Below are 11,839 nucleotides of genomic sequence, written 5' to 3'. Positions count from 1 at the left end.
CGGGTGGGGATCACTACCGGGAACTGCACTGACTAACTTGAGCCGATGATAAAACGCTCAAGGCCTGTTCCAGCAATCAGGTCATACAGGCGAATCAGCAATCCTCCGATTCCATCGAGAACAGCAGATCCAGTAGTAGAGATCTCGGGGATCTCAATCAGCAATGGAAGAATAAGCATTTCAACTCCTTTCTACATGTTATGTACTTGGTGATGATCCCTTAGGAAAGCTTGCGGCGGCGCAGAATCATCAATGCGATACCGGCAAGGCTCATAGCCAATGCAACAATCAGAACTCCACCAACGTTGGCACCGGTCATCGCGAGGAGCCCACCTCGGCTGTCCTCATTACCTTGCGAGGAATCAGTCGATCCCTTGGAAGGTTCATCTTCGCGAATGCTGCTACCTGGGGCTTCGTTACCTGGGGTTTCCGTACCTGGGGTGGAGCCACCCGGGGTGCTACCCCCCGGGGCGGGGGGAACAACACTGGAGCCCGGAGGAGTGCCAGATCCGCCAAACGGAGGCAGTGGGATGGGCAACGGGATAATAATGAGCCCCTTACCACCGGTTTTGTTCTCTAGATCAACCTGTACAGGCTCGCCAGCCTTACCCTTCAGCGTCAAGATAGCCTTGTTTGGATCATTCTCATCCTGAACAACGTCGTTCGGGCCATCTACAGTCCAGTTGATACCGGTCCACTTCAGATTCTCGGAGTCTTCCGACGCAGATACCTTCTCAGTGCGCTCTACCAGGGTAATTTCCTTGTTGAGCGGCAAACCTTCCAGGTTTACGGAACCGTCCTTCTTAACCTCAACAACGCGCTGCTGCTGGTTACCTTCGTCGTCCGTCCAGCTAGCTTCAACTTGGAAGACGTGATCGTCGTCAACCTTGAATGCCGCAGGCCCAGTTACCTTCTTGCTGAGCGTTACGTCGGTCGACGGAACCATCCTGTTCTGGATCTTCCCTTCAGCGACTTGCTCCGAAGTTACGACTGCTTCTTGACCGTCGGGGTACTTAACATTCCAGGTAGTTCCTTCTACCTTAGGGAGAGAATCGGTAGACTCTTCGTACTTTACCTTTGTTCCCGCAGGCAAGTTGTCAAACTTCTTCGTTTCACCCGCCTTCAGCTTGATCTGCGCCGGGTACTCTTCGCCCTCTAGCTTCGCACCCTCTTCGTCGGTCCACGTGAGATCAACGGTGAACTCAGCGTCTTCCGAGATCGGCAGGTTGTCCGGGTTAACAAGCTCCTTCGTGATTTCGAACGCACCCGTGGACTTCTTGGCAGTGTTATCGAGGTGCACTTCCACGTTGCGATCCTCTACAACCGTCAGAGTTGCGGTCTTGCCATCCTCAGAGATTTCAACATTATCAACGTCCTCTTCACCGGCGCGGAACTTAGGATCGCCGAAGGTAACCCCTTCCACGTCAGGGAACGTAGGTTCTGTCAGAGTCACCTTTGTTCCCGCAGGAAGCTCCTTCGACCCCTTAACAAACTCACCGTTTGCAGAGACCTTTTGGTCATACTCGTCGTTGAAATCTTCGTTGCTAGATTCAATCTTTACGTGCACTGTGAACTCGGTGCCTTCCGGCACGAGCTCACTGCCCTCTACAATGTGCTTCTTAAGCGCGTAGCTGTTGCGATCTACGCCCTGAATGGTACCCGAACCGGTCTGAGTGAACTTAACTGTCTTCTCAAGGCCATTGCCGTTCACGTTTGCTGTGTTGCCGAAAGAGGTCCCGTTAGGGATGCTACCTTCCCCTTCGTAGTAGGTGTAGTAGTGGACCTGCCAGTTTTCCTTCGAGCTCCAACCGCCGGTGGGCTCTGGAATCGTGATCGTTGCGGACTTTCCGTCCTCACTCAAATTCACCTCAGCGTTCAGCGGATCGATATACTCCGCCACACCGCCACCGTTGAAACCGTTCAAAGAGAGACCTAGAGTCTCGTCTTCTTCATTCGAGAACTTGTGTGGACCGTCGAGCTTATCCTCAATCACCAGGGCTCCACTGTCGGGAAGATCAACGCTCTTCAAGTTAAGGAACCAGGATACCTTCCGAGTATCCCCGTCTACCGCATTCTCTACCCAGCCATCCTTTTCGGATTGCCCGAAGCTTTCGCGGGGACGCTCCTCCGTAACGAATCCGTTAGCATCTTCGGGAAGCTGAACTGCTGTAGTGATACCGTTTAAGGTGAAGTCGATTGTCTTTCCGTCGTAGCTTTCGGTCTGCGTGCTTTGCAGGCCAATGGTCACATGACCTTTAACCTGGTCCTTATTCGCAAATGCTTCATTGAAAGTACACGTGAGCTGTCCGCCACCGGTCGTGCACAATCCACCAGTGTTTCCATTCTCATCCACCAAGGGGAATTCGTCCTTATGAGCCTGTAGCGGCGCTGGGATCTCGACGGTGAAAGACTCACCATCATTCACCGTGCCGTTCGTAGCTTCCCAATCGAAGCTGAAATCAAACACAGTCCAAGGATAGAATTTCCCGTCCGGCGAAAGCTCCTTGCCATTACCTGCAACCAATTGCGGGTTAGAAATCTTGACATTGGAATTTTCTTGGGCGCTGGCCGCCGGGGCGCCCCCCAAGATCAACGCCACTATAGCCATAATGGCCAGCGAAATCTTCTGTAGCGCCCCCTCTCCCTAAGAGGACTTAACTCGAAGCTCAAAACTCTCTTACCTTTCACTACTTTGCACAGCATGGCAGGGCGCCACACGCGCCTGAATGAACTTGCTGACAGATTAGAACCTTACGATTCGCTGCCGACATTTTCAACTGTTATACGGAAAATTTAACGTTGACTTCACCTACCAGATAGAACTGTATATTTGGCACCCAGCCTCAAGATTAGCTGGACGCCGCCCTTCGCCCTGTACGTTGAGAACAACCCGAGGTCACTGCAGCCTGAAGCCAGTACGTATCCGATCTTTAGAAAGTTCTGATTGTTCGACCCAATCCTTAACAGGTGAATTAGGAGTCGCATAGCCCTTTTTACGCACCCCAAACACTATCGCGCTATCATCACAGACCATTGCTAATCTTTCATGTGCCCACTCTAGGCTGCCACGCGCACCACTAATAGCATCTACCCAATGTTATGCTAATGATGTAGAGTCGTTACCGTTTCGTTGTAAATCGAATGGCTCTTCCGGGCGATAGAACTCCGGGAGTCTGAGTTTTTGCACGCCCACGCTGAAAGAAAGATCGCGCATATGGAGACTAGAAACACTGACGACGATATATACGCAATCTATGGAGTCGAGGAGGTTCCCAAAGCCCGAACCTTAGTCGATATCCTTACGGTAACCGTACATAACCACCCCGATGCGACTGCATTGGAAGGAACAAACGAGACACTCACTTACCGCGAACTGGTCGACCGCATTAATAATGAAGTCAATCGTCTTGCTGAACTCGGAATCGGAAAGGGCGACAGAATCGGCATCCGCGTTCCTTCCGGAACGACGGATCTTTATATTGCAATCTTGTCGACAATCTGCGCTGGAGCAGCTTATGTACCCGTCGACTGGGACGATCCCGATAGTCGGGCAAATACCGTATGGGAGGAAGCACAGGTAGCGGCCGTATACGGCCAGAACCTGTCAATTGTCCAACATGGTCCACAACGTGAGCCGATCACCCCGTCTAGCCCCGAGCTAACGGACCACGCTTGGATTATTTTCACCTCGGGTTCGACTGGTAAGCCCAAGGGTGTTGCAGTATCACACCGGTCAGCTGCAGCACTGGTTGATGCTGAATCACGAATGTATCTCGTAGATCAACCCTTGGGACCCAGCGACCGGGTAATGGCAGGCTTGTCTGTTGCTTTCGACGCTTCCTGTGAAGAGATGTGGCTGGCGTGGCGATACGGAGCAACGCTCGTGGCCGCTCCCCGCGACATCGTCCGTTCCGCAGACGCACTCGGACAATGGATCACCGATCACCGGATCTCGGCTGTCTCAACAGTCCCTACCCTTGCGTCTTTCTGGACAACCGAATCTCTCAGCAACGTTCGACTGCTGATCTTTGGTGGAGAAGCGCTACCCAAAGAATTGATTAATCGATTAGCCACCCCGGGCCGAGAAGTATGGAACACTTACGGCCCCACTGAAACAACGATTATTTGTTCTGGCGAACTAGTCCAACCGCTCAGTGCCGACGAGCCGGTTCGAATCGGACGCGCAACACCCGGGTGGCAACTGGCCGTGGTCAATCCAGAAACCGAAGAACCAGTGCGCTGGGGCGAATCAGGTGAACTCGTAGTTGCCGGTGTCGGTCTCGGACGCTATCTCGACCCCAACAAGGACGCCGAAGCCTACGCACCGATCGCCTCCCTGAACTGGGATCGAGCCTACCGGACAGGTGACCTTGTCATCGCAGAGAAGGCCGGCTTGATCTTTGCTGGTCGTACGGATGACCAGATTAAGTTCGGTGGCCGCCGCATGGAGTTAGGAGAGATCGATCGCGCACTAGCCGGCACTCCTGGTGTGTCCGCGGCTGCTGCAGCCAAGCAGAAAACGCCCGCTGGCTCCGACGTTATCGTCGGGTACATAGTCGCTGAATCAGAAATCAACCTCTCGGAAGCACGTAGCTATCTTTCAAAAGTTCTTCCCGGCGGAATCGCACCTACATTGTGCGTGGTCGACGAGCTTCCAATGAAAACCTCTGGTAAGGTTGACCGTTCTGCCTTGCCATGGCCACTCCCCGACTCGGGCGAAACTACCGCCGCACTGCCAGAAGAGCTTCACTGGCTTGCCCACAAGTGGGCCGATCAACTCGGGCAAGTTCCTATGGAGCCGGATTCCAACTTCTTTGAACTCGGCGGATCGTCTGTCGCGATCGCGAAACTAGCCGTGGAACTACGCCACTTTCACCCTGCCCTCGATATCGGCAATCTGTACAAGAACCCCACGCTCTCGGAGATGGCAGCGTACATCGCCACGCTGAATGAAGCACAGGAGAAACGTCCCACACCCAGAAAGATCCCGTGGTGGTCGGGAGTATTCCAATTCTTGGTGGTCTGTGCCATCTACGCTGTCAACGCTTTGCGTTACATCGTCGGATCGTTAATTGTGGTGTGGGCTCTGCGTTTTTTCTTCGATGCGGCATGGGTTCCGGAGATTCCACTCTGGCCACTACTGGCTAGCTGGCTCATACTATTCTCCACCGCAGGAAAAATGCTTCAAGCGACTATTGTAGTTCGCTTGCTAACGATGGGGGTACGCCCTGGTAAGCACTTGCGTGGAGGGTGGACTCACATGCGTGTGTGGGCGGCGGATCGTTTCCTCACTTACCTCAAACTCGAGTCGTTACTCGGAACACCAGGCGCACCCCTTCTCTATCGCTTATTTGGCTGCACGGTCGGTCGTGGTGTGGCCCTTGCGTCGATGCCTCCAGTAAGCGGATTGCTGTCCATCGGAGAAAACTCCTGCCTGGAACAAGAGGTGGACGTCAATGGTCACTGGATCGAAGGCGATACTTTCCATATCGGCAGGATCACAATCGGCGATCAAGTCCGTGTTGGCCTGCGAACATTCGTTGCGCCTGACGCCACAATTGGTGATGGTGCAGAAATCCTCCCCGGATCGTGCGTAACAGGTTCCGTTCCGAATGGTCAGCTCTATGGTGGTTCTCCATTGATCCACCGCGGTAAGGCCGATGAAACCTGGCCTGCTCAATCACCGACTGACTCCGCAGCCGCAGGCAAAGTTCACATTACGAATGGGGTACAGCTCAAGGCATTGTATCTGTCAGGTCAAGCCTGGATGACCCTACTGCCCATCATTTCGATCCTGCCGGGTACCGCGATGGTGCTTCCGCGTGTTATCACGCACTCTCACTATGAGGAAGTCTTCCCTATTTTGGCGGCATGGGTACCCGTGTTCACCCTGCTCACGGTAGTCACCTGGTTAGGGCTAGTTATTTTTTCGATACGGTTCTGCGCACTCTTCATTAAGCCAGGGTTCTTCCCACAGGAATCCGCCACCGGCTGGGCGGTCTGGCTAACACATACGCTTCTGCAGAAGACCTTGACCTCTACCTACTTCATGTACGCAGGATGGCTGACCCCAGCATTCCTGCGCTTGCTGGGGGCTCGAGTAGGCAATAGCACTGAGATTTCAACGGTTGAGACAATCCCCCACCTGACTTCCATCGGTAATCGTTGTTTCCTTGCCGACCACTCCCTCTGCGCCTCTGTGCGCTACCGATCTGGCTGGGTACATATCGGCACTACCGTCATCGGCGACGGCTCCTTCGTAGGAAACTCGGGCATCGTAGGAATCGATCACGATCTGCCCGAAGATTCTCTGATTGCAGTCCTCGCGTCTACACCCGAGCGCCCCGGCCGCGGAACCTCTTGGTTGGGCCGCACCACCCAGCAAATTCCACGCACTCACGTGGATGCCGACAAAAAACAAACTTTCAACCCGTCTAACTACCTGAAAGTCGCGCGAGCTCTAGTAGAGGCATTTCGCTTCCTACCTGTCCTGGCAGTAGCTTATTTGGATCTATTCATTGTGTGGGTGGGAACCATTATCTACATGCACTATGGACTCGGCTGGTCCGGATTGCGTGCAGTTGCTATGTGGGCAACCCCAATTGTCCTCCTTGCAGGCATTGCTGCCAGCATCTTGCCAATCATTGCAAAATGGCTACTCGTCGGCCGGTTCAAGCCTGGAGATCATACCCTGTACTCTTCCTTCGTATGGCGTGGCGAGCTAGTGGACAACTTCACGGAAATCCTCGCGGTTCCTTCACTTATCCGAATGTCTCTTGGTTCGCCCATGTTCAATTTATGGGCACGCTTGATGGGTTCTTCCATTGGACGCAGCGTTTGGTGTGAAACGTGGTGGCTTCCGGAATTCGACCTCATTCGAGTTGAAGATCGAGCTACGATCAACCGCGGTACTGTCCTACAGACACACCTGTTTCATGACCGCGTGATGGCTCTAGAACCCGTAGTTGCTGAATCGGGCTCCACACTCGGACCGAATAGTTTTATGCTCCCCGGCTCTTCGCTCGGAGAACGAACGACGGTTCTTCCCGGGTCTCTCGTCCTGCGGCAGGATGGAATTCCCGCTGACTCGGTCTGGACCGGCAATCCTGTCGCCTTTGTTAATGATCCAAAGCTCACAGCCGAATCAACCCCCAAGAATTAAGCCCGAAAGGTAAGCCCATGGATTCATCCGCCACACCCGAAGACCCCAAAGCAGCACGGCCGACCCCCGGCCCAGCGGCCATCCGTCCAATTTGGGACGGCGAAAAGGCTGCCCCTCCGCCGGTTTACACCCCGCCCCCCGAACCAACGGCACCCAAATGGAGCAAGGATCTAGCGTTCGGCCCAGCACGCAATCCAAAGCGGATCACAGGTCTGGACGCTGCCCGTGGCTGTGCACTGCTAGGGATGGTCGCAGTGCACATCCTTCCTGCAGCTAATAGCTACACGGGGCGACCGACCTTTGTTTGGGGAATTTTCGCCGGGCACTCGGCTGCGCTATTCGCGGTCCTTGCCGGCATCACCGTAGCCCTAGTGACGGGTTCCAACAACCCGTACAAAGGTCAGAAGATGCGCCGCAGCCGGGTCTCACTGGCAGCTCGCGCTGCGGTTATCCTTCTACTCGGTCTTGCCTTAGACGAACTACACCTACCCGTGTACAGTATTCTGCCCTACTACGGGTTGATGTTTTTCCTCGCCATTCCACTAACTGCTGCACGTATCCGCACGCTACTGGCTGTGGCAGCCGGGTTTGCAACTTTAGGGCCGATCCTGGTGTTTTTCACCAACTCTCGACTCCATTACACCACTACATTCAACCCCAATTTCAGCTCGCTGTTTTCTCTACCAGGTGACACGTTGATCACTTTGCTGGTAGGCGGCACCTATCCGCTTGTGACGTGGATGAGCTACCTATGCCTCGGGCTAGCTATTGGACGGCTGAACCTCCGCTGGTTGCTTACCCAGGTCCGGCTCATCCTGGTCGGTGCTGGCCTCGCCTTTGTTGGGTCCTTCTTCTCAACGTTTCTCATCGATTACCTCGGTGGGTTTACAAACCTGTACTACTACACTGATGGGTACGATGCCGAGGACATCATTAACGTCATGGATTACGGACCGGAGGGGCACCTGCCTACCAACACCTGGTGGTGGCTGGCCGTTAATGGACCGCACACGGATACTACGTTTGACCTGCTCACCTCTGCGGGGTTGGCAATGTTTGTCATCGGCGCATTCCTCGTGGTCAGCCGTATGCTGAGCCACCTCCTCTTACCCCTTATTGCAGCTGGCTCAATGACATTGACGTTGTACACGGCCCATCTACTAACCTTCGTAGTCACTGGAGATTCCATCAGCAACTTCCCTGTGGGTTGGTTCTTCGCTCAGGTTCTGTTCGCGCTACTCTTCGCTAGCGCATGGCAACTGGCACGGGGAACCGGACCACTCGAATCTTTGGTTTCCCGTTTCTGCCGACGAATCAGCTACGTGTTCGTACCTAAACCACCAGAACCGGTTCAGGTGGAAACAAGGTAAGCTTCATAGCCGTTACAAGGCAGAAAGATGCCAATTGTGTCGAGCGACAGACTTCCTCAGGACTGAAGGAGCACTTTCCGTGAACATCACGCCTCCGCAGTTTTCTCTGCGAAATAGCCTACGCCTAGCTGTGTTAGGCGTTTCAATTCTGTTGACGAACGCAGCGTGCGCTGGAGTTGAGACTGAGGGGTTTTCGCCTATGCCAACCAAACAATCTTTGCCAGAAAAGTCTGAAGAATCCAGAAAGCCCGGCGACGGTATCGAGGAGGACTCTACAGATGAGAACGAGGATTCGGAAGGTCTGACAGAAGAACTACCAGAGTTTCTCTATCCAGACGGCACCAAGGTAGCTCTCACTGCACCCGGAACGGTTCTTCGGTTCGGCGAATCTGCTACTGTGGCCACCTCCGACTCCGAGGGGCGTTTGCTGATCTGGAAAATTAACGCTCACGATGGTGTACGGATTCCGGCTGGGCGGATAGAACTCCTTGAGCCTGAAAAGGCAACTAACATCAGCCATTTCAATTGCTATGCCTACGACATAGCATTCTTAGGTGCAGTCTCCAAATACACAGAAGATCCGATGGTAATCCACGGGCTACCGGATATTAACAACGCAGCTGTTACGCCACCTAAAATGATCGCTTCCAGCCGTGACGGCAAGGCCTCACGACGGCTAGTGGGTGGTTCCGATAACGCCTGCGGGATCCCGCTCAACTCTAGATTGCCAACTAAACAAAGCTCGCTAGTCAGAAATTTCTCCTATGCCCGGGGTACGGTGGGCGCAGTGGAACACGGATCTGAAACGGCAGAATCGTCGCATACTGTCAGTTTCTATTTCGACGAAGAGGTTCCCACAGTACCCGAGGGACGCAAAAAGCCGGCACCAATCATATGGAGATAGTTCCACAACAAAAGTCTCACCAGAACGTGAACAATTTACCGTTTGAGTAGCACGAGGTTCAAAAACCGAAATAACTCTTAGTAACAGAATGCACTTTCAATGAAAGATACCAAGCCCCACCCCTAGCCCCCATAGCCACGACAACCCAAAAACAACGCAGATATCGGTTCGCCCACGAAGCCACAACTCATCTCTCGATCAAGTTGCGCTTCAGGACAACTGCGGAAGCAGGGGGATTTGAACCCCCGGATGGTCTCCCATCGCTGGTTTTCAAGACCAGTGCATTCGGCCGCTCTGCCATACTTCCAATGCGGCTAGTACCGCTCAAAACATTTTACACGCCACCACTAATCCTCCAACTTCCGCTCCGCCTTTCACCGACCCACCGAAACCTCACTCCCCCACCGCGCACCCCATTCTCAGCCGCACAATGATTCATTAGGGTGGAGACCATGAGCATCACCACGAACGCAATCATCCAGACCGATACCGAAAACCCCAGCTCCCTGGCCTGGCAAACCACCAGCATCGCCGACCCCCAACCCGGCGAAGCCCTGGTGCGCATCCACTACGCGGGCGTCAATAGAGCAGACACCCTACAAGCCCAAGGCCACTATCCCCCACCCCGCGGCACCACCGACATCATCGGGCTCGAAGCCGCAGGCGTGATCGAAGCCCCCAACGGAGCCACCCGCCCCGACGGCTCCCCCTGGCACCCGGGCGACGAAGTCGCAGTGCTGCTCTCCGGGGGCGGGTACAGCGAATACGCCACCGTACCCGAAGGCCAGCTCCTCCCCATCCCCGCCGGATACAGCCTCGCCGAAGCCGCCAGCGTGGTGGAAGTCGCCTGCACCGTCTGGTCCAACATCATGATGACCGCCCGCTTGCGCGAAGGCGATACCATCCTGTTCCACGGCGGCGGCGGAGGCATCGGCATCTTCGGCATCCAACTAGCCAGAGCCCTCGGCGCCACCGTGGCCGCCACCGCCGGCTCCGAAGAAAAGCTGCACGTATGCCGCCGCTACGGCGCGGACATCCTCATTAACTATAAGGAAGAAAACTTCGCCGAAATCCTCACCGAGCACGGCGGGGCGGACGTGATCCTGGACATCATCGGCGCCAAGTACCTCGACCGCAATATCACGGCCCTGGCCCCCGACGGGCACATCGTAATCATCGGTATGCAAGGCGGCGTGAAGGGCGAACTGAACATCGCCAAGCTACTCAATAAACGCGGCAACATCAGCGCCACCGGCCTGCGCTACCGCGACAAGGAAGACAAGGCACACATCGTCGCCGAAACCGTGCGCAACGTCTGGCCGCTGCTGGAGAACGGGCAGATCACCCACCACATCAACCGGATCATGCCCATCGCCGAAGTCGCCGCCGCGCACAAGGCACTGCTGGCCGGGGAGGTCACCGGCAAAATCGTGCTCGAACTGCCGCAGAGCTAGGCGCGGCGGTCGCGTTGCTATAGTGGCGGGCCCGGCTCGCGCCTCTGAGCAACGGGCGAAGCAGCTAAACGCGCGGCTTGGTGAGCCGCCCGAGGCCACGCCGCGGCCACCCGCCCGTCTGCACCAACACCAGCGCCACCAGCACCAGCAGCAGGCCAGCCCACTGCACCACGCTCAGCCGCTCGCCGACGAACACCACGCCCAGGAACGTCGCCGTCACGGGGCTCAGCACGCCGAGAATCGCCACCTGCACCACGTCCAACTTGGCCAGGCCGTGGAACCAAATGCCATACGCAATCAGGGCACCGAAGATCGTCAGATACGCATAACCCAACACATTCTGGCCGGTCAGGTGGTCCGGCAGCCCCTCCATTACCAGCAGCAGCGGAACCAGGAACAACCCGCCGAAAGTCAGCTGCCAGCCCGTCACCGCCAGCTGCGGCACATAGTCCGGCTTACCCCACTTCTTCGCCAGAATCGCACCCAGCCCCATGCACACACTGGCGCCTAAGCCCGCGAGGATGCCGGCGGCATTCAGGGCTGCGGCGGGCGTCAATACCAAACAAGCCACACCCACCACAGCAACGAGCGCGCCGATTACCTGGTACGGCTGAATGCGCGTGCCCAACAGCGCCGGGCTCAGTGCGATCACCCACAGCGGCGCCGTGTTCGTCACAATCGCCGCCACGCCGCCCGGCAGCAGGTACGCCGCCGCGAACAGCAGAGCAAAGAAGCCGCCGATGTTCACAACCCCCAGCACCGCGGACTTCCACCACCACTGCCCGCGCGGCAGCCTGCGGAACCACAGCAGCAGCATCAAACCCGCAGGTAGCGCACGCAGCACACCCGCCAGCAGCGGCCGCCCAGGCGGCAGCAGATTCGTGGTGACGATGTACGTCGTTCCCCAAATTATCGGTGTAAGCGCGGTAATCAGTCGTAGCACACGGCC

At 55.8% G+C, this 11,839-nt stretch carries 7 protein-coding genes and 1 tRNA gene; 4 read left to right on the top strand and 4 right to left on the bottom strand.

Features of this window, described 5'->3' with window-relative positions; translation table 11 throughout:
- Positions 1 to 32: 32 nt before the first annotated feature.
- Entirely contained in the window at positions 33 to 179 is a 147-nt protein-coding gene (locus L8U58_RS06595) for a hypothetical protein (RefSeq protein WP_192816908.1), read from the bottom strand.
- A gap of 41 nt (positions 180 to 220) precedes the next feature.
- Positions 221 to 2,599: a DUF5979 domain-containing protein gene (locus L8U58_RS06590; RefSeq protein ID WP_269954966.1), complete on the bottom strand. Its 2,379-nt coding sequence runs from the start codon at positions 2,597 to 2,599 to the stop codon at positions 221 to 223.
- A gap of 615 nt (positions 2,600 to 3,214) precedes the next feature.
- Between L8U58_RS06590 and L8U58_RS06585 the strand changes: the two genes are divergently transcribed.
- The 3 genes from L8U58_RS06585 (at position 3,215) to L8U58_RS06575 (ending at position 9,436) form a co-directional block, all read left to right on the top strand.
- Complete coding sequence (locus L8U58_RS06585) at positions 3,215 to 7,162, top strand: Pls/PosA family non-ribosomal peptide synthetase (protein WP_269954965.1); 3,948 nt, start codon at positions 3,215 to 3,217, stop codon at positions 7,160 to 7,162.
- A gap of 17 nt (positions 7,163 to 7,179) precedes the next feature.
- Positions 7,180 to 8,532, top strand: coding sequence for a heparan-alpha-glucosaminide N-acetyltransferase domain-containing protein (locus L8U58_RS06580; RefSeq protein ID WP_269954964.1), 1,353 nt, complete (start codon positions 7,180 to 7,182; stop codon positions 8,530 to 8,532).
- Positions 8,533 to 8,731: 199 nt separating this feature from the next.
- Complete coding sequence (locus L8U58_RS06575; protein WP_269954963.1) at positions 8,732 to 9,436, top strand: hypothetical protein; 705 nt, start codon at positions 8,732 to 8,734, stop codon at positions 9,434 to 9,436.
- A 222-nt stretch (positions 9,437 to 9,658) separates the two neighbouring features.
- On the opposite strand, the gene L8U58_RS06570 is transcribed toward L8U58_RS06575, so the two are convergent.
- Positions 9,659 to 9,743: transfer RNA gene (locus tag L8U58_RS06570), tRNA-Ser, on the bottom strand.
- A 145-nt stretch (positions 9,744 to 9,888) separates the two neighbouring features.
- Between L8U58_RS06570 and L8U58_RS06565 the strand changes: the two genes are divergently transcribed.
- The gene (locus tag L8U58_RS06565) at positions 9,889 to 10,890 is read left to right on the top strand and encodes an NAD(P)H-quinone oxidoreductase (RefSeq protein WP_269954962.1); all 1,002 of its coding nucleotides are present in this window, start codon (positions 9,889 to 9,891) and stop codon (positions 10,888 to 10,890) included.
- Between the two features lie 64 nt (positions 10,891 to 10,954).
- Here the strand turns inward: L8U58_RS06565 and L8U58_RS06560 are convergent, their stop codons facing one another.
- The gene (locus tag L8U58_RS06560; RefSeq protein WP_269954961.1) at positions 10,955 to 11,833 is read right to left on the bottom strand and encodes an EamA family transporter; all 879 of its coding nucleotides are present in this window, start codon (positions 11,831 to 11,833) and stop codon (positions 10,955 to 10,957) included.
- Positions 11,834 to 11,839: the final 6 nt, after the last annotated feature.

Source organism: Corynebacterium macclintockiae, from assembly GCF_027570165.1.
Taxonomy (GTDB): domain Bacteria; phylum Actinomycetota; class Actinomycetes; order Mycobacteriales; family Mycobacteriaceae; genus Corynebacterium; species Corynebacterium macclintockiae.
This window is presented reverse-complemented; position numbering and strand designations above follow the sequence as displayed.

What these genes read in the sequence shown, in the direction of transcription:
- L8U58_RS06595 (WP_192816908.1), bottom strand. Translation starts at nt 179, where the DNA reads ATGCTTATTCTTCCATTGCTGATTGAGATCCCCGAGATCTCTACTACT.
- L8U58_RS06585 (WP_269954965.1), top strand. Translation starts at nt 3,215, where the DNA reads ATGGAGACTAGAAACACTGACGACGATATATACGCAATCTATGGAGTC.
- L8U58_RS06580 (WP_269954964.1), top strand. Translation starts at nt 7,180, where the DNA reads ATGGATTCATCCGCCACACCCGAAGACCCCAAAGCAGCACGGCCGACC.
- L8U58_RS06575 (WP_269954963.1), top strand. Translation starts at nt 8,732, where the DNA reads ATGCCAACCAAACAATCTTTGCCAGAAAAGTCTGAAGAATCCAGAAAG.
- L8U58_RS06565 (WP_269954962.1), top strand. Translation starts at nt 9,889, where the DNA reads ATGAGCATCACCACGAACGCAATCATCCAGACCGATACCGAAAACCCC.